At 57.1% G+C, this 21,659-nt stretch carries 20 protein-coding genes and 1 pseudogene; 7 read left to right on the top strand and 14 right to left on the bottom strand.

Annotation, left to right across the window (positions count from 1 at the left end):
* The first annotated feature begins 51 nt into the window (after positions 1-51).
* Positions 52-483: a hypothetical protein gene (locus BMY29_RS14030; RefSeq protein WP_143067707.1), complete on the top strand. Its 432-nt coding sequence runs from the start codon at positions 52-54 to the stop codon at positions 481-483.
* A 289-nt stretch (positions 484-772) separates the two neighbouring features.
* Here the strand turns inward: BMY29_RS14030 and BMY29_RS14025 are convergent, their stop codons facing one another.
* Positions 773-1,669 (bottom strand): MBL fold metallo-hydrolase, encoded by an 897-nt coding sequence (locus tag BMY29_RS14025; protein WP_049990960.1) that lies wholly within the window; start codon positions 1,667-1,669, stop codon positions 773-775.
* 202 nt (positions 1,670-1,871) lie between these two features.
* Here BMY29_RS14025 and BMY29_RS14020 point away from each other — a divergent pair, with 202 nt between their 5' ends.
* Entirely contained in the window at positions 1,872-3,056 is a 1,185-nt protein-coding gene (locus BMY29_RS14020) for an NAD(P)/FAD-dependent oxidoreductase (RefSeq protein WP_049990959.1), read from the top strand.
* 18 nt (positions 3,057-3,074) lie between these two features.
* On the opposite strand, the gene BMY29_RS14015 is transcribed toward BMY29_RS14020, so the two are convergent.
* Together BMY29_RS14015 and BMY29_RS14010 are read right to left on the bottom strand one after the other, a co-directional pair.
* Positions 3,075-3,458: a pyridoxamine 5'-phosphate oxidase family protein gene (locus BMY29_RS14015; RefSeq protein ID WP_049990980.1), complete on the bottom strand. Its 384-nt coding sequence runs from the start codon at positions 3,456-3,458 to the stop codon at positions 3,075-3,077.
* Between the two features lie 209 nt (positions 3,459-3,667).
* Positions 3,668-4,375, bottom strand: coding sequence for a glycosyltransferase (locus tag BMY29_RS14010; protein ID WP_049990958.1), 708 nt, complete (start codon positions 4,373-4,375; stop codon positions 3,668-3,670).
* A gap of 293 nt (positions 4,376-4,668) precedes the next feature.
* On the opposite strand from BMY29_RS14010, the gene BMY29_RS14005 reads away from it, so the two are divergent.
* On the top strand, positions 4,669-4,914 hold the full coding sequence (locus BMY29_RS14005; protein ID WP_049990957.1) for a hypothetical protein: 246 nt from the start codon (positions 4,669-4,671) through the stop codon (positions 4,912-4,914).
* A 512-nt stretch (positions 4,915-5,426) separates the two neighbouring features.
* On the opposite strand, the gene BMY29_RS20660 is transcribed toward BMY29_RS14005, so the two are convergent.
* From BMY29_RS20660 to BMY29_RS20650, 9 genes are all read right to left on the bottom strand, one after another.
* Entirely contained in the window at positions 5,427-6,524 is a 1,098-nt protein-coding gene (locus tag BMY29_RS20660) for a hypothetical protein (RefSeq protein WP_143067706.1), read from the bottom strand.
* A 19-nt stretch (positions 6,525-6,543) separates the two neighbouring features.
* Positions 6,544-6,987 (bottom strand): hypothetical protein, encoded by a 444-nt coding sequence (locus BMY29_RS14000; RefSeq protein WP_049990956.1) that lies wholly within the window; start codon positions 6,985-6,987, stop codon positions 6,544-6,546.
* The gene (locus BMY29_RS13995; protein WP_049990955.1) at positions 6,980-8,704 is read right to left on the bottom strand and encodes an SbcC/MukB-like Walker B domain-containing protein; all 1,725 of its coding nucleotides are present in this window, start codon (positions 8,702-8,704) and stop codon (positions 6,980-6,982) included. The genes BMY29_RS14000 and BMY29_RS13995 overlap by 8 nt, the downstream gene beginning before the upstream one ends.
* A complete protein-coding gene (locus tag BMY29_RS13990) occupies positions 8,691-9,206 on the bottom strand; it encodes a hypothetical protein (protein WP_049990954.1) in 516 nt (171 codons plus the stop codon). The genes BMY29_RS13995 and BMY29_RS13990 overlap by 14 nt, the downstream gene beginning before the upstream one ends.
* A 551-nt stretch (positions 9,207-9,757) precedes the next feature.
* On the bottom strand, positions 9,758-10,069 hold the full coding sequence (locus BMY29_RS13985; protein WP_143067705.1) for a hypothetical protein: 312 nt from the start codon (positions 10,067-10,069) through the stop codon (positions 9,758-9,760).
* A gap of 482 nt (positions 10,070-10,551) precedes the next feature.
* Positions 10,552-10,821, bottom strand: a complete 270-nt coding sequence (locus tag BMY29_RS20655; RefSeq protein WP_143067713.1) for a DUF2080 family transposase-associated protein — start codon at positions 10,819-10,821, stop codon at positions 10,552-10,554.
* 31 nt (positions 10,822-10,852) lie between these two features.
* A complete protein-coding gene (locus BMY29_RS13980) occupies positions 10,853-11,935 on the bottom strand; it encodes a type I restriction enzyme HsdR N-terminal domain-containing protein (protein ID WP_081985485.1) in 1,083 nt (360 codons plus the stop codon).
* Positions 11,936-12,103: 168 nt separating this feature from the next.
* Positions 12,104-13,504: a hypothetical protein gene (locus BMY29_RS13975; RefSeq protein ID WP_049990951.1), complete on the bottom strand. Its 1,401-nt coding sequence runs from the start codon at positions 13,502-13,504 to the stop codon at positions 12,104-12,106.
* Positions 13,505-13,673: 169 nt separating this feature from the next.
* On the bottom strand, positions 13,674-14,105 hold the full coding sequence (locus BMY29_RS20650; RefSeq protein WP_143067704.1) for a hypothetical protein: 432 nt from the start codon (positions 14,103-14,105) through the stop codon (positions 13,674-13,676).
* 138 nt (positions 14,106-14,243) lie between these two features.
* Here BMY29_RS20650 and BMY29_RS13965 point away from each other — a divergent pair, with 138 nt between their 5' ends.
* Positions 14,244-14,780 (top strand): hypothetical protein, encoded by a 537-nt coding sequence (locus BMY29_RS13965; protein ID WP_143067703.1) that lies wholly within the window; start codon positions 14,244-14,246, stop codon positions 14,778-14,780.
* Here BMY29_RS13965 and BMY29_RS13960 read toward each other — a convergent pair.
* Positions 14,777-15,253, bottom strand: a complete 477-nt coding sequence (locus BMY29_RS13960; protein WP_049990948.1) for a hypothetical protein — start codon at positions 15,251-15,253, stop codon at positions 14,777-14,779. The two genes, BMY29_RS13965 and BMY29_RS13960, sit on opposite strands and share 4 nt — an antisense overlap.
* A gap of 995 nt (positions 15,254-16,248) precedes the next feature.
* Between BMY29_RS13960 and BMY29_RS13950 the strand changes: the two genes are divergently transcribed.
* The 3 genes and pseudogenes from BMY29_RS13950 to BMY29_RS20430 all read left to right on the top strand — a co-directional run bounded on the left by BMY29_RS13950 (position 16,249) and on the right by BMY29_RS20430 (position 19,542).
* The gene (locus BMY29_RS13950; protein WP_081985484.1) at positions 16,249-16,989 is read left to right on the top strand and encodes a chlorite dismutase family protein; all 741 of its coding nucleotides are present in this window, start codon (positions 16,249-16,251) and stop codon (positions 16,987-16,989) included.
* A 434-nt stretch (positions 16,990-17,423) separates the two neighbouring features.
* A complete protein-coding gene (locus tag BMY29_RS13945; RefSeq protein ID WP_074854795.1) occupies positions 17,424-18,515 on the top strand; it encodes a glycolaldehyde reductase in 1,092 nt (363 codons plus the stop codon).
* Between the two features lie 319 nt (positions 18,516-18,834).
* Positions 18,835-19,542, top strand: a pseudogene (locus BMY29_RS20430) (IS6 family transposase).
* On the opposite strand, the gene BMY29_RS13930 reads toward BMY29_RS20430, so the two are convergent.
* Positions 19,497-21,287, bottom strand: a complete 1,791-nt coding sequence (locus tag BMY29_RS13930; protein ID WP_143067702.1) for an ArnT family glycosyltransferase — start codon at positions 21,285-21,287, stop codon at positions 19,497-19,499. The pseudogene BMY29_RS20430 and the gene BMY29_RS13930 overlap by 46 nt on opposite strands.
* Positions 21,288-21,659: the final 372 nt, after the last annotated feature.

Genomic DNA, 21,659 nt, shown 5'->3' with positions numbered 1-21,659 from the left:
ACGACGGCCGAGCGCGATCGGTTAGACGATAACGAGCAGTCCGAAGCAGCGGTGAGTAACCCGAGCGGTCAACACGGTTTCGATGAAGAATCAGAGCCTACTACGAGCGGTGAGAACGGAACCGACCGAGAGTTAGGCGGAGACCTTCCGGGCGAGCTGTCCGATCCGGCGTTCACCGCTGACGCTGAGACCCAGGGACGATCACAACCGAGTCTGAATGCGGATGTCCACGATCCACGACGAGGCAGGGGAGACGACGACGTTGATCTCTCGGAAACGGCGCTCGGTGACGACGCAACCGAAGCGGCGGACTCAAGTACTGAACGGGACCGCCATTCTCAAACGGACGAGCACGGGGACGTTCTCGGCTCGGAGGGAGAACGGCCCGACGGCGAGGATGATGACGACACCAACGGCGAGGGGAATACCGCAGATCCAGACAGAAAACGAAATGACGAGGACGGGAGCGAACGCGGCAAGTAACGCTGATCTCGTCACCGGGACACCTCTCCGTCGGGATTCATCCGCTCGAACTGGGCCGTTCAGTGACGGATCCGTTGTGAATCGATTCGCCACTCGAAAAACAACTGCTTCAGCGGTTATAAGCGGTATTTCACCGGGAGACGAGCGCACTCCCGCTAATCTCTCATTCTCGCCCACAAAGTGACGACGGACGGTCCCCGCTCGCACGAGTGCCGGGAGACGTTCGATAGAACTCGAACGGTCGGGACGATCCAAAACGGTCTGTCGCTCGTTGAGGTGCCGGATCGGCTCAGTGCTCCCGATCGCGCCGGTCCGACGGTTCGAACTCGAACGTCTCGCCGTGCTCGAGGTACTCCACACGGTCCTCGAGCCCCGCCTTCTCGACCGCCGCCTTGAAATTCGAGAGCGGTGACCGGAACACCTCGTAGTCGTTGTAGTGGATCGGAATCGCGGTATCCGGATCGATCAGATCGACCGCTTCGACCCCCTGCTCCGCGTCCATCGTCAGGAGCACGCCGAGGATCCGCGTGCCGCCCAGATGGAGGAGCGCGAGGTCGATCTCCGGGTACCGCTCGGGAATCTCCTCGAGCGCGTCGTAGACGAGCGTATCGCCCGAGATATAGAGGCGGAGCAGCGGCGGCTCCTCGGGCCCGGCGTCGCCAGGCCGGAACTCGAGCACGCTCCCCATCACCGGCGGCAGCCCCTTCGCGACGATCGGCGGGCCGTGGCGGCCAGGCGTCGCCGTGATCGACAGCCTAGCGTCGCCCTTGCGGATCCGACAGGTCTCCCAGGTCTCGAGCGGATGGGTCTCGCGAAAGCCCTTCTTTGCGAGTTCGGCGGCCGCGTGCGGGGTCGTCACGATCGGGAGGTCCTTCTCTAACTTCGCCTCGGCGACGCGGTCGAAGTGATCGCCGTGGTAGTGTGAGAGCAGGACGAAGTCGATCGGCGGCAACTCCTCGATTTCGATGGCGGGGTCGGTCCGCCGCCGGGACGTGATCCCGTAGCCGAGGTGGACGTGATCGCCGCTGTGGAGGAAGTTCGGATCGGTAAGAATCGTAAAACCGGCGTACTCGATGATCACCGTGGCGGTGCCGACGAAGAAGATCGACCCGTTCTCGAGGTCGGCGTCGTCCGTCTCCGCCGTCGGAAGCTCGAGGTCGATATCGGCATCGCTGAGTCGGCGCATAGTGGTCCTCCACCGAGCGTCCGTTTCAATCCCTTTCGCGCCGCGGGCGACTACCAGGCTGTCTGATACGACGCCGATACCGTCACGGCGGTCGCGACGGCGGTAACCGAGGCGCTTCGGGTGGATGAACGGGGGTGCTCCGACCGGCCGGGTGCATATGCGCGGCCCACCCTCAACCCGCTGGGCGTCCGACTGACGCATCATGTCCGATCCACCCGCGTACGAGGTCGCCGTGGTGGGCGGCGGTCCCGCCGGCCTGACGACCGCACTGTACACGACCAGGCTCGGTCACCGCACCGTCGTCTTCGAGAAGGAGGGCGGCCGCCACGCGGCGGTCGCGCACGTCCACAACCTATTGGGAGTCTCCGAGAGCGTCTCCGGGGCGGACCTGGCGAGCCACGCGACCGACCAACTCACGCATTACGGCGGGGACTTCTATCCCGACGCCGTTGAGTCGGTGACGCGTTTAGACGGCACCGGCGAGGACGAAGACGGCGACGGGACCACCGGGCCCCGATTTCGACTCGAGGCCGTCCACGCGACCGTCGACGCGGAGCGGGTGGTCTTCGCGACCGGCTTCCGGGATCGCAGTCCGGACGTGACCGACCTGGAGCGCTTTACGGGCCGCGGACTGCACTATTGTCTCCACTGCGACGCCTACTCGCTGGGCGACGGCTCGGTCTTCGTGCTTGGCCACGGCGAGCACGCCGCCCGCGTCGCGATGACGATGCTCAACTTCACCGCCGACGTCGACCTGCTGCTGGACGGTCGCGAACCCGAGTGGAGCGACGAGACCGATCGCCAGCTGGCGGCCCACCCGGTCGACCGGATCGACGAGACCGTCGTCTCGGCCTACGCCGACGGGGCGGGCGAGGATCGCACCGCTTCGGACGGGTCGCCCCGGTTGGGCGGCCTGGCCTTCGCCGACGGGACCGAACGGGACTACCTGGGCGGCTTCGCGATGTACGGCTCGGCGTACAACGCCGACCTCGCCGAGGGGCTCGGCTGTGAGCTACAGGACGACGGCGCGATCGCGGTCGACGAGCGCCGGGAAACCAGCGTCGGCGGCGTCTACGCCGTCGGCGACGTTACCCACGGGCAGAACCAGACGACGATCGCCATCGGCGACGGCGCCTACGCCGGGATCGCGATCCACAAGGACCTCCGGCCGTTCCCGAAGCCGGTCGACGAACTCGACGCGGACGGACCCGGCGATGCGGACGGATCGAGCGAGCGCGATTCGAGGGTCGACGCCGATCTCGATGCGGAACCCGAACTCGACGTACCGGGTGCGGCGGCGGACCTGCGAGCCCGGATGCGACGGGTCCGGGACCGCGAGCCCCAGCCCGGCCTGCGCGAGCCGTCGCCTGGCTGGGGTCGCGACTGACCCCGTCGATGGCGGCCGCTACTCGAGCGCGTCGTCGTAGGTCCGGTAGCTCGCCGATCCCACGTCGATCCGAACGAGCGTGTTCTCGGCGTAGGCGTCCGGCTCCGCCCCGTACTTCTCGTTGATCCGGCGACGGGCCGCCGCGGTCTCGGCCTCGCTCTCGACGACCGTCGCCGTTCCGAGCAGCGTCACCATCCAGCGGGTGTGCCCGCCCTCGTCCTTCTGGACCGAAACCGCCACCCGTGGGTTCGCCCTGATGTTCGCCAGTTTCCGGCCCGTCGTCACGATCTCGACGACGCCGTCCGCGTACCGGTACCAGACCGGTGCGACGTGGGGTCGCCCCTCGACGACCGTGCCGAGATGGGCCATCAGCGGCTCGCTTTCGAGCAGGCGCTCCGCCATCGGTGGAACGGTCGACACGAACGTGTCAGCTACGGCGAGCGCCAAAAGCGGCTGCCGTGTCAGTGCCGGTCGCGCCGCGGTTGCGTACTCGATCACCAGGCGTCACGTTGATTCTCGCCGACTCGTCGTTCGATAACGATCGCCGGCGAACCAGTGAGGGAGGGCAGTTCTCACTCCATCCTCGCGTTTCAGAGCCGTTCAGAAGTCGCTCAGTAGTTCGCCCGGAGTCGATCGACGTCCAATCGGAGGTAGTGCCACAGCGTCCCCGTCAGCCCGTGCTCGGCGATCCGCCGGCCCGAACTCTCGACCAGGACGGTCGGACAGTAGGCCGTCGGATAGCGGCGGGCGAGCCGCCGGCTGAAGGCCGTATCCTCGTTGGCCACGTCGGGAAAGCCGCCGATCTCGTCGAACGCTCGCCGGTGGACGAAACAGTTGAACCCGGGTAGGATCGGGAACGCGAGCCGCGAAAAGATGTGATTGATCGTCGCCTCCATTAGTTTGGCCCGGCGGGGACCGGTGATCCGACAGTAAGAACTCGCGGCCGCGAGCTGCTCGGCTTCGACGAACCCCCGCAGTTCAGTGAGATAGTTCGCCCGCACCCGCGTATCCGCGTCGATGAACGCCAGCCACTCGCCGGTCGCACGGTCGGCCCCGAGGTTCCGCGCCGCGGCGATGCTTTCGCCGCCCTCGCGGACGACCGTCGCGTCGTACTCGCGGGCGATCGCCCGCGTCCCGTCGGTCGAACCGCCGTCGACGACCAGCACCTCGTAGGCGTAGTCCGTGTCCAGCGCGGCCAGGCTCGACAGCGTCCCGCGGAGGTAGTCGGCCTCGTTTTGCGCCGGGATCACGAAACTGATATCGGCCGTGCCAGCGTCGGTCGCGGCGTCGGCGTGGCCCTCTCGATCGTCGCCAGGCATCGGTATGCGTGGAATTTCGCGGGCGGGTTCTCAAGCTATCGGAGTCGCCCGATCGGAGCGTACCGGACAGCCGGCTCGAACTGGTATCGCCGTCGCGGCCCGACGAGCGTAGCGAACGTTCCTCGGACTCCAGTTCTGTTACCGTTTCACAGTGTCCGTATCTATCACGAACTTTTATTATATGGGGCCGAGAACGGTGGGGTACAGATGTCGGTCGTACCCGTACACGTAGCAGTCTGATTCCGTCGCCGACGACGAGTACCGCTTTTCGACGATCTCCCCACCCGACCGACATGAGCACACGACACCGCATCCAGCCCGATCACGACTCGACGCCGAACCGCACGCGAACCCGGACCCGAACTGACTCGCGACCACGGACGACACCGACGTCCGCGAGCACCGCACCGACGGACTCCCAATCCGCGACCGGCCGTGCCCCCCGGACGTTCTCTCATCGGAACCAGGCGCGCCTCGAGAACCTGATGGACGAGTGGAACGCGGCGTTCGCGAACGCGTCGCCCGACGACGCCGCGTAACCGGCCGCCGGCCGACCTCCGACGCAGTCACCGCACCACGGAACCCAAACCGTCTTTGGACCGACCGCCGTAGCGTCGCCTGGCCGATGACGACGCACCCGCTCCGAGCCGGACTCGGCACCCGGTGGTGACGAGCCCTATGAGTGCCGAGGCCTCGTAATTAACCTTAGATATTTCGTAAGAAACGCCGATTCGGGCAAAACACGGTGCAAATTACCGGTTTCGCGTACGATTGCATTATTACAACGCGTGTGGTCTATTGTCATTGTGCGATGGCTCGGAGTTAGGGCCGATTTCGCGGTCTATGTCACCATAGGCCACGAATCCAACATTGGTTATCTCCCATTGACGGTATATCATTGTCTGATTACTAGCTGCTGATCACAACGCCGTATGCCACCCCATCACACGGCCAGCACAAAAATACTACCGGGAGAGGTTGATCCCAGAACTTCGAGCTGTTTCGTAGCCGGTTAAGTAGTACCACGTGACGGGGGTTCCAGAAAGAGCTGTTAGCGTTCTTTTCCGCACTCGGTACACACTGTTGTGAATCCGAGTTCCTCCCAGACATGGTCACACTTGGGGCGTCCGTCGTCTGGAGTAGCATCTACTGCGTGGTCAATTACGACACGGTCTAGCTCAAGCGTTATTGTTGCCTCGCACCCCGACCACGAACATGTACACCACTCTTCTTGCCTCCCATTGTAGTTCACTCGCCAGTCATGGCTGTGGATCGACGGCTCTTCGCCTCGTTCTTCAATTCGCCGAGGTGAAACTGGTTCTTCCACAGACTCTAAATCATAGAGGAGCTCCGCATCTGTCTCGGCTTCTGAGTGCGGTTTTGGTCGATAGAATTGCTGTCGCTGTGGATCAAACACTCGGTTCTCAGTGCAGAGATCACACCGGATACATCGCCGTCTTCCTCCTATGTCCACAAATGCGTGCGAACAGTCTGGAACTGGATCTTCCCGCGTAAATTGTGGTCGCTCCTTCCCATAGCTAATTTTGCCCGTCTGGTCCCTACTGGTGAGCGATGGCGGTTCATCTTGATACGGTGAATATGCGTCTTCATTCCCGGTGTTGAACGCTTCCTCCAGCTGGTCAATTAGAAATCGATCGTTCTGGAAATCATCCGGTGTTGCCCAGTACACGCTGAAGTTCTGCGAGAGATAGTCGTGAGTGGTCGCCTGTACGTCCTTTCCCTCGTTCCGGTACTGGACCTCAACGATTATTCCTCGGCCGAAGAACCGGTTTTCTTCGGTGAACTCGAGGAAAGCGTCGGCCTGCCGCTGCTCCGGCGCAGTCTCTGTCTGGCTAACGTCTATCGCAGCCTCTGGCACGCACCGCGTGTACTGACCGTCGTATTTCTGGCGAAGTGCGGACACCGCGAGTGATTTCAATTTTCGATGGGTGTCCGATTCACCCCCGGAAACACCGTTACAGTCGCCTGCATCGCTGCCCGCCAGATGGTAGAAGTGACGTGCCGTCCCATTCTCGAACGGTCCTCGTGCCCGCATTTGCTCAGAACAGGACGGGCAGATAACATCCTCACCATCACCCACCTCCTCTGGGATTACAGTCCGGTCGTCCTTTCGAGCGATGAACGGCATTTAATCGGATAGAATCAGACTACTTCAGGTCCTTCCGGAACGGATTATCTTTTGCTTCCTGGATGTTCTCCTCTTGGACCATCTCGTTTGCGCTCTTTTCACCGTGTTTTTTCACAGTCTCTGCTATCCGCTTCTTTGTTTGTCGGAACGTTTCATCAAGCCGCATCTTAGTTCGCTCGTACCCGCTCATATACCGCTCGCCTTTCTCCGTTTGGCGAATTTCGTGTGGTTCATCCTCTTCATCTACTTCGACGTGTCCCAAATCGATATACCGCTGCATCGCCTGAGACAGCCCTGGATCATATGGACCCCGTTCCTCCCTTACAAATGATAACTCTGAGTCCTCAGCTTCCTCATCGACGTAATTGTAGAGCAGTTTGTGGTACTTCGCCCGTCCTTCGATTTCCCCATCCGCTTCGTCTAATAGTAAGAGTCGCGGATGGTGGGCTTCGTCATCAGTCATCCGCAATCAACTCCTCCATATCGTCAAACGTGTATTGAACCTGAATCCGATCTAAGGATTTGACCTGCTGCGGATTGAAGTGAGACTCCAGATCCTCGTTTGAGGTCATGATGATAAACTGAATATCAGAATCGCGGATGTACTCGAGTGTCTCCTCTCGAATGTCTTCATCGATGTTTGCAAAGGGCTCGTCAAGAACGAGGATCTCCCAGTTGTGCCCGGCGTCCTCGGTTTCGGTTGCTTGTTCTGCTAGCGTATATGCAAACGACAAGTTCAGAAGCCAGATTTCTCCTGTACTTAGCTCATCATACTCCCGGGCCCCTTCATTTCCTGGAAGAATAATTGTTCCATCAGATTCTATGTCAATTTCGACAGCCAACTCAGGAGCCATTGCTTGGTAGTTCTCCGACCATGCGTCTCGGAACGATTGTATAATCTCTTCAAAGCTCTCCTGAGAGAGTTCGTCTATACGGTCATTTGTAGCGGTGAGTTCATCATCCAGATCAGCAAGTGTAGCCTCAACCTCTACAATTTCCGTCTCAAGCCGGTCTTTGCGTTCTCGCAATTTCTCAACATGCTCTCGGTGTTGATCCAGTTCCACTTGTGTTCGTTCTGCTACTGCATCGATGTCGTAGTCGTTATCCTCAAGCGTATGTTGCGTGAGATCGTTCAGGTCAGACAAATCCGGGACGGAATCTTGTAGTGACTCAATCTCGTCCTCGAGTTGGCCTTTCTCTTCTTGGAGTTCTTCGATTTCCGTTTCCAGCGCCTCGACATCATCATCCGCGCGTTCAACTTTGGAGCTGAGGTGGCTTTTCAACTCGTCCAAGTCACGCTTCCGACCACATTGCGGACAGCGGCCATTTTGGAGGCGTTGTTTTGCCGTTTCTTCGACGACGATCTGATCGCAAACGGCACAGGTCAATTCCTGGATTGCGTCGACAATGATGTTGTTGACCTGTTGCGTGTAGCGCTGTGCTTCTCGTAGTTGACGTCGTTTTTTCCGAAGTTCTTGGGTGACTACCCGTTTCCTACTGGTGAGTTCGTTCAGTTCCTCACGGATCTCCTCGTTATCCAAAAGCCGTTGTTTGATGGTTTCAATCCGTCCAGAGTCGATGAGCGATTGAAGATGTTCGATTTTCTCCAGTCGGCGTTCATACTGTCCGATGTTGATATCGTCCAGGTCTTCTTTCCGTGGTTGGAGTTCTGTCCGCTGAATTCGTTCAATCTCATACTCTAATTCTTCTCGTTGTTCGCGGAGTGCCTCGATTTCGTCTTGGAGATCGGTATCCCCAACACGCCGAATCACTGATAGCCGATCATCCCCCGAAAGCCGTGCAAGCGGTAACTCGTCCTTCTCCGAATGAAGGAACTGAAGGGTTACGAGTTCCGCTGGACCAATTCTCTCTTCGATTTTCTGATCTGCTTCTCCCTTTTCGTAGGTCCCGTCGCCATGCGAGTATTTTCGACCTCCACCTCCGCGTTCGACGATGTCATCATCGTCGAAATGGAATCGGACTGTGCTTTTGCGCCCCGGTGAAACCCCAAAGGTCGCTTGTGGACCGTATAGGCCGTATAGAAGCGCGTTGAATGTGAGGGTCTTGCCGGATCGATTGCCTCCCTTAATGAGGAGGTCATCACTGGACACATCGTCCTTAGTGAACTCGGGGAATTCGTCTCGTGCGAACTTCTCGATGTGGAGTCTACTGATTTTCATATTTTGCTTTGTATGGTTCGGCGATGTCCCGTGCCAGGGTGTTCATCTGGTCGATCGATCGACGGCTCAGCCACTGCACTGCACAGATTGCGATAACGAAACCAACTCCAGCGCCAGTGAGGTCGTGGAGGTAGAAGCCAAGAAATGGGGCTGTTACGGCGATGATGAAGCCGGTGAGGATAGAGATATTGTTTTGGTATGCGCGACGATCGAAGTCATCAACACTTGACTGAATATTCTCGTTCGCGGCGTGATAGAAATGGTCGTCCTCTGTGAATGTGTGTATATACTCGGTAGCGCGTTTGAGTTCGCCGCCTGCCCAAAAATCGACAAGGGTGGTACTGTACTGTTCTGCAAGAAACATTACAAGGAGAGTCGGTAAGACTGCAAACGATTTGTAGACATGGTTCTCGGGGAAAATCTGATGGATCGCGAGGAGAGTGTATATGGAGAGAAAGACAGCACCCCATCCGCTATCCCAGATTTTTATCGGAATCTGCATATCTGGTAAGGGTACCGAATGTTCCCACCAGGATAACATAAAAGCTAGGGATCAAATCAGGCTGATATGGCTGAAGAGCTAAAGAGAAGACCCATCACTCCTCGTCACCATTCCTTTAATCTTAGAAGTAATATCTCGGACTGTATGAAATATCATACTCAGCGCGCTTGTTGTCCCATATTCACACTCCGTGCAAACCCACAGATGGCCTTGCTCGAGGAACGGTCCTGAGAAGAACATTTCTGTGGGCTTCGGCATGACCGGGTAGACCCAATACACTTCGTTTAAATCTCTTCCTCATCAGTGTAGTCCATCATCTACCACCTGCTTCAGCGTTCTTTCCCTCTTTCTGTCCAAAGCCCTCTATCGCTCCGTAGATCACACCGGTAAGGCCGCCTGCTACATATGTCGATGAAATCAAACCTAATAGCCAGGCCGTGGATGCAAGTGGGTCTAAGCGGTTTGCGAATGAGTTGGTGATAAGGAAGTAAGCCATTGCCGCTGCCCATCCCGCAGCGACACACTGCATTCCGATGAAAAAGTTATCCCTGTTAATCACCACCACCCTTCTCTGAATTCTGAATATAGTCTAGGAAGTATCGGTCAGAGACCTCCTTTGCATCCTCAAGAACAGTTCGCCCGATCGTCAGTACCAGCAGCCCGTACACGAACACGAAACCAAAGAACGAGCCAACCAGTTTTTCCACCGTTAGATCACCCGTGATGCGGAACATGGATGACATGGCTCCGAAGAAGAACCCTAATACGAACCAGAAGGACATCATCCGCCGAAGCTCTTCGTGAATATCAGCCCATACTTCGGCAAGTCCCGTGATGTATGCTCTAACCCCCACCGGCACCACCGTTCTGGACGATTTCTTCGAGGGCAAAATCGGCGACTATCAGAATAGTTCCGATAACTCCTGGTATTCCGGCCAAGTTCCAATGGCCGTTATTAGCCATATGTGCCGCAATCGTCAGGAAAAACACTCCTGGTAGTACTCCGATTTTCATGAAGAGTCACCTGCTGCCTCAGCATTCTGGACGAAAACTCGGATAGTCACGGTAGCTCACCATGATACCGGGTCACGACACATGCTCGACGGATTTTTCCGGAAAATTTACCGCGTCTCCATCAGCGCAGGCCACCCATTCGAACGTTTCCCCTGTCCGTCCATCTTCACATCTGAACGTGTATGCGGTATCATAGCCATCCTTGAAGCAGTCTGGTCCAAAGGAAGTTCCATTGATCGTTTCTGTATAACGATCCAGCTGGGATTCATCTACCCTGACCGTAGTACAGCCAGCTAGCACGATTCCAGCGACCAACGCCCCGATCAGTATCTTATTCATCGTTCTCACCCTCTGAGGCAGGGTTCTGTTGCTCATCTCCGACCAGCTCTACGCGGAACGTTTTGCCACGGAATCGCTTCGGTACTAAGATGTGGGCGCTGTTGCCGCAGGCTTTGGCTTCCCGTGTTTCACGCCACTCCTCTTCTTCTGCTACCAGTTCTGCATGGAACGTTTTGCCGCGGAACCGTTTCGGCACCCGGATGTGAGCGCTGTTTCCGCATCGTTCTCCGTTTCGGGTCTCCACCCACTGCTCCGTCGCCATGAGTACATACTATGTAAGAATATTTAAATATCTAATCAGTGTCCGCCCATTCGCCTTCAAACTCTGCATCTAAGCCGCAAAAACCAGCGAATCGCTCCACATACCTCTTCTTGGAAATCTGGTTGAGCGCCACATACAGATAATAATCACCAGAGAGTTCGCGATACAACCGCATCTCTTCCCCAGACGGATGCCGCGGCTCTGAATTTAAAATCGCGTTCTTCTCTCCAGGCACGTACGGAAGCGGCGCTAACTCATCAATCAAATCAAATTCCTGGATGAGGAAGTCGATCGCATCGGCCATCGCATCTGCCTGCTGATCATCCGTGAAGACGTGGAATGTGTCCCCGTCCTCTAAAAGCGTGATTTTGTACCCCTCGTCAGCATCCACTTCCACGGGTTCGTTCGATTCCGATGCTGGTTCCGCAAGACGGACATCAGCCTCTCGATCCGTACCAAGTGATTCAATCAAACTGTCTACGAACTCTTTCGACTCCGCTTCGATTTCCTGAGCCAACGTATCACCGACTTCGTTTACAAGAACTTCGGCTACGCGCTCGGAGATATCCTCCTTCCCATTCTGCAGGATACGGACTGCCTGTTTTCGTGCCTCGATCCGCTGAGCGATCGTATCTGCCTCCCCCGACTGAACAAGGTCCTTTGATAGGAGGCGTATCACCGACCAGTTCTCATCCAACTCCTCGAGGTCGAATTGACCTAACGAGACCTCTTCTGGTCGATCGCTATCGGTCCGGCGTTTGAAGACTTCGAACTGCTTTCCATTGGTGAGAAGCCCCCAGTCCACACCTTTTTGCCGCATATAGCTTGCAAGCTGGCTTCGATCAGTGTCACTCAGCGAGGAATCGCTTCCTTTCGCCTCAATAAACACAACCGGCGCACCTTCCACCTGAAGTGCGTAGTCCGCCCGCGCACTTCCCTGCCCAATCTGCATCGGATACTCCAGATCAACCTCAGAGGAATAGACTTCCCATCCAAGAAGTTCGATCAGAGGCTGGATGATCTTCACTTTCGTGTTCTCTTCCCCCATCTGCGGAGAATCCTCGAGAAGCGACTGGGACCGTTCGATATACTCCGTGAGATCAGCCTCGTCCATTCCTATAGGGAAGCATAAGCAAGAGAGTACCAAATAATGATATGACTCAGTGAGAGAAAACGATATTCAGACCCCACTTCGGCGAACACTCTGTAGTCTTCTTAATTCAGAGCGCCCTCGACAGGCGGCGCGACCAATCCTGATAGTTTATCTCTGTTAAAAGAAGATTCATTCATCGTCAGATGTGAGAATATCCTTCCAATCAACGTCGATATCTTGTTCTATTTCATCCATCCAATGTGACGGGTCAGTTAAATCACTTGAAAACTCTTCCACAAAATTTCGGAAGAAGATCAGCTTCTTTGCAGAGTTGACTTCTGTATTGAAATCAGAGGAGTTGCCATGGAGGATCGGATTTCGTTCTTCAAATAACTCATTGGCGAAATACTCAACAACATCGCTGTACAGATGTTGATTCAATGCTGTTTGCGAGACCAATTGCTTTACACTATTGACGACCATCTCGTTCCCGTTCTCGTTGTATGCTGTGATCTCGTCATAGTCACGTGGATTGAAGTTCCAAAACCCGTCCTCTGAGACATCGATATCGACAAAGATCTCTTCAATACCTTTTTCGTCCAAGAACGCAGCATATACCCAGGTGAACGCTTCGATCTGCGGGAACAACACGCAGATTGAGGATGCATACCGGCCTTCTTTATGATTTTCTGCGGCTTCTTCGATAAAATCGGAGCGATCCTGGAAGAAGGGTAATTTCAGGGCTTCGTCGACAATAGCATTGAGATACTCCTCCGTGATCGGTTCGGTTAAGACAGAATCATCTAACGCATCATTTTTGAACTGTCTATAGTAATAGCGATGCTCGTACGTCGTGAGATGTGACATCCACCGAAGCGGGTATTCCTGGAACTCCGGTTCGTACGCAAAGATGCGCGTGTGATACTCTGGATCGCAGATCATCACTGCATAGTGCTTCTGATAGAAATGCTCATCGCCACTCACTGCCCCAAAATCCTCGTTGATCTCTCGAATGTCTTCGACGGTATACGGAAACTCATCTACCCGGTCTTTCCACCCCTCCAAGCGGTCGATCTCTTCGAACAGCTCATCGTTCTCTTCATTTTCTCGGAAAGGCTCTTTGATCGACTCAATAATCTCTTCCTTGTCCTCCTTTTCCGATTCTTGGATCTCGTGTATGTCCTCGAGAGTATCGCCGTATATCTTCCGTTTACGCATCTCGATAAGATCGTCGATTTTCTCGTGTACGGGTTCGGCTGCAGCAGCATGGTGAGCGACTAACTCGTCAGAGACGCGCTCCTCTTCAAAATCTTCGAGGACCTTCTGATACACGTCCGACGCGACCTCATTGTGCTCGATAAAATAATCGAGTTCGCTGAGCGAGACAACAGAAATCAGGTATAATGACCGCATGAGCGGTTCGACGAATTTCGGGTCGGATTCGACCAAATCCTGCGCTGCAGCATGTTTCAATGCCGAATTCAGCGATTCCTTGAGAATTGGCTGCTCCTCTGCCAGTTCCAAGAAGGCTTCCCATAGCTCTTCGGGATCAGCTCCCTCGAAATCCTCGGAGAACTCGTCTTCAGCCATGGACTACATTTGAGGGATCAATACAAGAACTCCTGGGTAGTTCGACGTCATCGACCTCACCCAATATCTGAAAACATTGCATTATGTCAATTTATTATCGATGGGTTAGTGCTAAGGCATCGGCGTTGGCTGATAGTAGAACCCTTTCGTATCAGGATCTTTGACATTACTACCAGGCCTTGACCGTCTTCCACTTTAACGAATCTAACGCCTTCTGTGAATACTCCGCGAAGTTATCTGCCAACTGGCTGTTATCGAGGCTCGTCGGATTATCACCTGCTCCATGAGAAATATAGCTAAACTGGTTTTCCACTTTGTCGATCTTCTTCCTCTGACCATCGCTCAAAAGATATGATGCTTCAAGACGTGCCTGCTTCAGCGCTTCCTCGAGCCTACGCAGATCGTCGTCCGACATCTCTGAATGACCATTATCCGCGTCCTCGAGTTGGTACTTGGATATACCACGTATCTCTTTCAGTACGGATCGGAGTCGGTCCAAGTGACGTTTCCGTCGACGGAGAAACGCCCATCCCTGGGCAACAGTACCACCGAAGATTCCACCAAGAAAACCAAGAACCGGAGCCGAACTCAAGTCTATCATAAAATTTCGTCGTCCTACCTTACAGATAAGTCTAACCGGTATCGGTTTTCTCGGAGTGCCTCGACAGGTGGTGCGATACTACCGCTATCCGGCGGCTGCTGCAGAAAACTGATAGGGTTTCCGAACAGTCATCCCAACATGGGTTTCCTCCAATCAATCCTCGGAACGCCTACGCCGCCAGAAGAACCGGATTCAGAACCAACGATCGACCTCCCGGAAGACGAATACGCTGTTGCATATCCCGTGTCAGTCCGTCAGTCACAGCTCAAAGCATTTCAATCCGTAATCGACGCTGAACGGGAAACACCGCATCTCGACGGTCCTGGCGCAGATCTCGTCAAAGATGCTCTCAAAGACACCTGGGAAGAGACGACGCCCGGTGACGAAACATTGGAGGAGAGTATCAAGGAAACACGATCCCGTGCAGAGAATCTCATCGCAGCGTGGCAGGAAACCCACTCTGGAGAACACGACGTGATTTTCCTGCCCGCCAGCGTTACCTTCCGACTCAGAGGTTTCCTCGTGAGCTGTGAAACCAGAGCAGATAACGATGAAGATCCATTTACACTGCCGGACGAGTTCGTTGACGCGGTTTCACTGCTCAAGACACTCCGTAAAGCGGAGGAGGAGAAAGATCCAGTTTTCGTCCACAAAGACCAGCTCCCTGAACGCTAGTCTTCCGTATTCTCAGTGGTCAGCTTCCAGCCCCAGCCGGGTTCGTACTCAACCTGGTCCTTACCGGCCATAACATACAATCCGCTCTCGATCTCTTTCCGTACTCGGTTATCTAATACACCACACTCCACGACCTCCTGCAAAATCTCGGGTAACGTCTTATACGTCTCTTCCAGGAACAACTCGATGTACTCTGGGTCGCTCAATTCCTTGCGGAAACGCGGCTTCCCCTGCTCGTTCTCAAGTCTCCGTTTCATCGCTTCGACCTGCGCCTCTAACTCCTCGATGCGTTCCTCACTGCTCCGATCGGCGAACACGCCGTGTTGCCGGTACGCCCGAGCTTCCTGGATCAGGATGTAGAGATATTTGGAACGGCTGCTGAACCCCTCCTTGGCAGCCTCTTTACTCCACATCTCACGCTCCTTCTTGCTACACGTGAGCGTGATCTGTGTCGATCCCTCTGCCAATCCCATCGATTCTTCCCATTGCGGTCGATCGGTCATCATACGCTATCTAGCGTGGCTAGACCTTGTATCAGTCATGCGAGTGACCATCGTATCGGTGATCCACTACAGGCGTGGTGATCAACTACCCCTATGCCGATCTACCATGAATGTGTCATCTAATGTTAATTTCGCGCGGTATGAATGCCGAGGCCCCATTACAACTCCGATTTGCGTAAAATCAATATTCTTCTTGAGATATAACTGTTTAACTGGAAAATATCGGACATTGGGCCCGGTATTTTATTTGATTGTAGCATTTCCGTGCTATAGCTGATATCAGTTCCGTGGCCTCGGCCACCCAAGGCCATATTCGTTCGCCGGCAGTCACGCTTGCAACTCATGATCTGATTAATGATCGCTTCTATGTGACAATCACTCGCACACCCAGCACAAAAATACGACCGGGAATCCGATCCGATCTTCTCCACCGCTCACTTCTTCGGGGATCACAGTTCAGTCGTCTTTCTGAGCGATGAACGCATATGGCTGGATAGAGCTAAACTACTTCAGGTCCTTCCGGAACGGATTCTCCTTCGCTTCCTGGATGCTCTCCTCTTGGACCATCCCATTGCGCTCTTGTCGCCGTGCTTTTTGACAGTCTCTGCTATCCGCTCCTTTGTTTGTCGGAAAGTTTCGTCAAGTCGCAGCTTGGTTCGCTCGTATCCGCTCATATACCGCTCGCCCTTCTCCGTCTGGCGGATTTCGTGTGGTTCGTCTTCGTCATCTACTTCAACATGTCCCAGATCGATATATCGTTGCATTGCCTGAGACAATCCCAGATCATACACATCGACGTCGCTGATTTCGGTCGCTGACGGAGCGCAGTTCGACGAGGACTTCTGAAGCCATTATCGTCCTGTAACCCTGCCAATACAGGGAAATCTGTCCCCTCGAGGGAGGCCGATCGGACCGACCCGAGGACCTCCACCAACGGTTTGTCCGTCGCCGTCGTGACACGAATCATGTCCAGTCACGGTGCACCGATGCTCGAGGAAACGGGCGTGTTCGGCGTGTTCGCCGCGTTCGCGCTCGACCCGACGTGGAGGAGCGGGCGGGCGGAATCACCGACGAAGGTTTCGGATGAGATCGCGGATCTCCTCGCCGACTACGAGGATCGAGTTCTCGTAGACGCCTACGTGACCGAGGGACTGACGAGCGGGACCGACTACCTGCTGCGGGTCCACGCTCGCGAACTGGCGACCGCGCAGGCGTTTCTGCGGACGTTTCGCCGGACGGCGCTCGGCGCGCACTCCCGGCGAACGTTTTGCTTCATCGGAATCGTCCGAGAGCCCGTGTACACGCCGGACGCGCCCGACCTCGAGGCGAAACTGGAGGCGGCGACGTACGACGGTCCAGAACCGCCGCAGTACGCGATCGTCATTCCGGCCCGGAAGACCGCCGACTGGTGGACGCTGTCGGACGAGGACCGGCTCGAACTGATGCGCGATCACGTCGAGCCGACGCTCGAGTACCTCGACCGCGTTCGGCGCCAGCTCTACCACGCCAGCGGCGTGGACGACGCGGATTTCATCACCTACTTCGAGACGGACGATCTCGTCTCGTTCACGGAGCTCTTTCGCGAACTGCAGTCGATTCCCGAGTATCAGTACGTTCGGTACGGCGACCCGACGCTGGTCGGCCGTATCCGCGAACCGATTACGGCGGTCGAACGACTGATCGGCCACCCGGTGGAGGAGACGTAACGGCGCCGCGGCGTATCGACTCCCCTCAATTCCTCCGGCCTCTGCAACCCGATATCATAGAGACAACTCAATCAGTCATACCTATGGCGATCGGCCACGGTCGTGACCGATAGTCAGGAACGTAACAACTAACCTTAGTTTCGTGTTTTCTGAGTGCCGAGGCCATCGGTTAACACGTACTATAGCTTGCTCTCTGTCGGTATATAAGCCAGGTAGCTGCAACAAATTCTGGCGTGAATGGTGAGCGGCCGCTACTAGCTCAGCCCCTTCGACATCCACTCTGAGTTCATAGACCAACCAGTAACAGGGAAAATTAGCTCCTTAAACTTTCAAATTGGCCGCACTGAAAACTGAGTGTACTGGGATCAAGAGCGTCGAACCGGGGTGTACTCTGCAAGCAGGCGCTTTTCCTCTTGGCAGGGAAAGGAGAAACCGTGATTCGATCGTTCAAATCCCCGATGGAGTACGTGCAAGGACGCGACGCACTGAGCCAGCTCGGCGACCGAGTCGCGCCGATCGCGGAGACGGCGCTGGTGCTCGGCGATTCGGACGTCCTCGAAATCGTCGGCGACCAGGCCGAAGCGAGCCTCGAGGGGAGCGACGTCGACGCGACGCTCGAGGAGTTCGGCGGGGAATCGTCCGAGACGGAGATCGATCGGATAACGGCGGTCGCCCGGGAGGTCGATGCGGACGTGATCGTCGGTGCTGGCGGCGGGAAAGCGCTCGATACGGCGAAAGCCGTCCGAGAGAACGTGGGTGGGGCGATGGTTTCGATGCCGACGATCGCCTCGACCGATTCGCCGACATCGAGCCTTTCCGTGATCTACTCCGATGACGGCGAATTCGAGCGGTACCGGTTCTACGAATCGCATCCGGACCTGGTTCTCGTCGACACGTCGATTATCGCCGGCGCTCCCGTTCGGTTCTTTGCGTCGGGGATCGGCGACGCGATGGCGACGTGGTTCGAGGCCGACGCGGTTCACAGAACCGACGGCGAGAACTTCTTCGACGAGGACCCCACCTATGCCGCACACTCGCTCTCGAGTCTCTGCTACGACCTCTTGCGGGATCACGGCGTGTCGTCGATACGGGCCGTCGAAAACGGCATCGTCACCGAGAGCGTCGAAGCGGTCACCGAGGCGAACACCCTTCTGAGCGGACTCGGGTTCGAAAACGGCGGCCTCGCGGCCGCACACTCGATCCACAACGGGCTTACGCAACTCGAGGAGACTCACCACGCGACCCACGGCGAGAAGGTGAACTTCGGGACGCTCACGCAACTCGTCCTCGAGGGGCGAAGCAACGCCTTCATCGCGGACGTGATCGACTTCTCGGTAGACGTCGGTCTTCCCGTGACGCTCGCCGGGCTCGGCGTCGAGGACCCCTCGCACGACGATCTCGACCGGGTCGCGCAGGCGACGGTCGCCGACGAGGAGACGATTCACAACGCGTTCGACGTCAGCAGTGACGAGGTCCGCGACGCGATGATCGCGGCCGACGAACTCGGTTCCGAACGGCTGTCGTAGTCCGGGTATGGAGAGCCGCTCGACCGGTTTCCTCAGTCACCGATGCGCTCGATCGTCACGTCAACGTCGAGTCGGCGTTCCGTGCGGCCACCATCGATAACTTCTCGCAGGCGAAGTAGCGCCCGGCCCGAGGCGGTTCGGATCCCGCAACTTCGATAGATTCCTGCACTGTGCGGCTTCTCAAACCAGACGCAGTTCCTCCCTATCTAAAATATGGCTAATATCCAGACCAATAATACAGCCGTCACAATAGGACGATCGGCACTGTCTAGTTAAGCCAGTTTGAGAAGTGAGCAGGTCGTGAAGTTGGATTGGATTGATGCTCGCAGACCTGCTCAGCGGGGGCTATACGGAGGATTTAGAAGAGTCTTGGAAGAACGAGCGGACGGCGACACCCGTCAGGGCGTTCGCCGTCCACCTCCATCAGACCGGTTGTTCACTTCGGGAGACAACAACGATTCTCGCTGAATTAGGCGTTGAACGCTCTCATGGAGCAGTTTGGAATTGGGTTCATCGGCTGGCTGGCAGCGGACGCGACCCGCCGACGTCCACGAGAGCGAAGCTCTCGTGCGGCCCATCAGAACGCTTCGCGTTCTGAGGACGGCGACGCCGTCGCGGGTCGCTGTCGACGACACTGCTGTCAAGATCAATGGCGAGTGGTCTTGTCTGCATGATACAATATAATTCGAGACAAAGTTGATTCTCGACGTTTTATTATTTAGTCGGCATGTTACTGATCCGTCGTCTGCGTTTCTGCAGAAAATCTGTGAGAGACACGATCTCTCCGAGGCTGAGTTTCTCGTTGATCAGTTCGGCTATCTGACTTCCCTCTCTCGGGTAGGACTGAACGGTCGGGTCAACTATACCAACCGAAACCTCATCGAAAAGCGGTTTCACACCCACAAAATGCGAATCGACCGCTTCCATAATTCATGGGTGGGCAGTCGGCGAGCGTCCAAGGGGGCTTGAACTGTTCGTGCATTACTCCAACCATCTGCCGTCGGGCGGCCCCAACTCGAGTACGTAGTACGTCTCGTCCTCGTCGTGGAGTGTGGCGACGACGCGGCGCTCCCGATCGAGGTCGGCTGCCGCTTCCTGGTGGACGAACAGATACCTGATTCGATCGTTCGATTCGGCCCGCGTCTCCTCGACCGGCTCGATCGACCGGTTAGAGTAGAACACCAGCGAGTGAAACCCACCAGCCCGCGTGGATTCGGGGACGACGAAGATCGTCGCGTCCGGGGGCGTCTGGTGGTCGATCAGCGTCCCCGCGGCTTCCTGTTGCTCGTCCAACGCCGAGCCGCCCATTTCGACCGGTGCGGCGGTTGTAGACACCAGAAGGAGCGCAAGGGCTACGAACGCGACGGTCCGAAGCCGCGAGACGTCGACGTCGCGCCACCGCCGCCGCAGCGTCGAGTCGAGCGGACGCTCGGCGATAACCGCGATCGCAGCGACGACGAGGACGAGCGCGAACGCGACGCCGCCGGGAACGTGGTCCTGCAGTCGGTACCGGACGAGTGAGGTCACGTCGAGTCGAAACGTAAAGACCAGCGTGAGGACACAGCCCGTGACGACGCCGCCGACCGCGAGGGAGCGGTCGATCGATCGGGGCGACGCGACCAGCGAGACCAGGCGACCGGCCAGCAGCCCCGCCGGCACGTACAGCGGCAGGATGTACCAGGCCTGGTTCCCGGTGACCGAAAAGAAGCTGAAGACGCTCGCGGCCCACCACAGCAGGAACGTCGTATCGCGCAGCGGTTGCGAGCGCCCCTCCGTAACCCGAACGCGAACCGCGACGACGGCGACGACGCCGACCGCCGGGAGCAGGAAGTACAGCCACGGATCGAAGTACGAGGGAAGGTACCGGAAGTACGGATAGGATATGAATCCGAACGTCGTCTCGTGGAACGGTGGGAACGAGCCGCCCGCCCGATTGATCACGTGCTTGAAAACGAGTTCCTCGAGGAACAGGTCACCGTGGCGGAGCCAGGCGAGGATCGGCCACGGCAACGCCAGTACGAGCGTTACCGTCGCGCCGATCGCCGCCTCTCGCGAGAGGAGCCGTCGACGCCCGAGCAGATCGAAGGGGACGAGCGCGAGGAGCGCCAGCGGGAAGGTACCGGCCGCCAGTCCCTTGACGAGGAGTGCGCCCGCCGCCGGGAACCCCGCGTACGCGAGGTATCGTCGATCGTCGGCGATGCCCTTCCAGACGAGGTAGACGAACAGGGTGCCGAAGAACACGAGCGCGGTGTCGGTTCCGCCGTTCCGACCGCCGTTCATCCCCGCGAACACCTGCGGCGTCGTCAGCCAGACCAGCCCGGCCACGAACCCCGCCCTGCGGTCGAAGAGGTCCCGGCCGAAAACGTAGGCGAGCACGCCGGTCGCGATCGCGAACGTCGCCGACGGAAAGCGGGCGCCGAACGCGGTGGCACCGAAGACGCGCATCGAGATCGCCTGCAGCCAGAACGCACCCGGGGGCTTTTGCAGGAAGAGCATCTCGGCGACGACGGCCCCGTCGGCGGCCCAGTCGACGCGAGGGACGAACCATGATCCGCCGCGGATCAGCCCCCGCGCGATCGACGCGTAGATCGCTTCGTCGTAGGACTGGAGCGTCGACCCGCCGAGGTCGACGTAGTAGACGTACACGCCGGCGGCGAGGAGGACGGTGATCGCGGTTCGGTCCCGATCGGTCGGGCGGAGGGTTCCGACCGAGTCGATCAGCATCGCTGCGGCGGTTCGAAGTCCGGTCCGCGCTCGAGTCGGTATCCTCACTTGCCGATAATCGCGATTCGATCGGAAAGACCCTGTCCCGGCCTATTCTCGGTCGTATCTCATGCTAGTTGTTCGCATATGCAGTATAATACTCTTCGTGCGATCACGAATATCGGAGAGAAGAGTGTCTGCCCGTAGCAGTAGTAGATCCTGAATTTGTGCCCGACCGAACTGTAGACGACGTTATGGTTTCCGAAAGTCGAGCGATCTATCACAGTTATTTGACTGCCAGATCATCGACGTGAGTAAGCCGGCCCCGTCGATGGACACCGACGGGTCCGAATGCTGATCGTGCGTAGTCTCGATTCTCGATGTGGCGATCCACCTGAGTTAGCGAACCCGAGTCCGAAACGGAGCGGACCGGAACGCGAC

The organism is Natrinema salifodinae (assembly GCF_900110455.1).
In the GTDB taxonomy this organism is placed as follows: domain Archaea; phylum Halobacteriota; class Halobacteria; order Halobacteriales; family Natrialbaceae; genus Natrinema; species Natrinema salifodinae.
Note: the sequence above shows the minus strand (reverse complement) of the source record. Positions and strands in the feature narration are given on the sequence as shown.

Bases quoted from the DNA above. Each gene is read 5' to 3' on its own strand.
- BMY29_RS13960 (WP_049990948.1), bottom strand. From the start codon at position 15,253: ATGGGATTGGCAGAGGGATCGACACAGATCACGCTCACGTGTAGCAAG.
- BMY29_RS14020 (WP_049990959.1), top strand. From the start codon at position 1,872: ATGTCCGATCCACCCGCGTACGAGGTCGCCGTGGTGGGCGGCGGTCCC.
- BMY29_RS14025 (WP_049990960.1), bottom strand. From the start codon at position 1,669: ATGCGCCGACTCAGCGATGCCGATATCGACCTCGAGCTTCCGACGGCG.
- BMY29_RS13950 (WP_081985484.1), top strand. From the start codon at position 16,249: ATGTCCAGTCACGGTGCACCGATGCTCGAGGAAACGGGCGTGTTCGGC.
- BMY29_RS14000 (WP_049990956.1), bottom strand. From the start codon at position 6,987: ATGACTGATGACGAAGCCCACCATCCGCGACTCTTACTATTAGACGAA.
- BMY29_RS14015 (WP_049990980.1), bottom strand. From the start codon at position 3,458: ATGGCGGAGCGCCTGCTCGAAAGCGAGCCGCTGATGGCCCATCTCGGC.
- BMY29_RS20650 (WP_143067704.1), bottom strand. From the start codon at position 14,105: ATGATAGACTTGAGTTCGGCTCCGGTTCTTGGTTTTCTTGGTGGAATC.
- BMY29_RS13975 (WP_049990951.1), bottom strand. From the start codon at position 13,504: ATGGCTGAAGACGAGTTCTCCGAGGATTTCGAGGGAGCTGATCCCGAA.
- BMY29_RS13995 (WP_049990955.1), bottom strand. From the start codon at position 8,704: ATGAAAATCAGTAGACTCCACATCGAGAAGTTCGCACGAGACGAATTC.
- BMY29_RS14005 (WP_049990957.1), top strand. From the start codon at position 4,669: ATGAGCACACGACACCGCATCCAGCCCGATCACGACTCGACGCCGAAC.
- BMY29_RS13990 (WP_049990954.1), bottom strand. From the start codon at position 9,206: ATGCAGATTCCGATAAAAATCTGGGATAGCGGATGGGGTGCTGTCTTT.
- BMY29_RS20660 (WP_143067706.1), bottom strand. From the start codon at position 6,524: ATGCCGTTCATCGCTCGAAAGGACGACCGGACTGTAATCCCAGAGGAG.
- BMY29_RS13965 (WP_143067703.1), top strand. From the start codon at position 14,244: ATGGGTTTCCTCCAATCAATCCTCGGAACGCCTACGCCGCCAGAAGAA.
- BMY29_RS13980 (WP_081985485.1), bottom strand. From the start codon at position 11,935: ATGGACGAGGCTGATCTCACGGAGTATATCGAACGGTCCCAGTCGCTT.
- BMY29_RS14010 (WP_049990958.1), bottom strand. From the start codon at position 4,375: ATGCCTGGCGACGATCGAGAGGGCCACGCCGACGCCGCGACCGACGCT.
- BMY29_RS20655 (WP_143067713.1), bottom strand. From the start codon at position 10,821: ATGGCGACGGAGCAGTGGGTGGAGACCCGAAACGGAGAACGATGCGGA.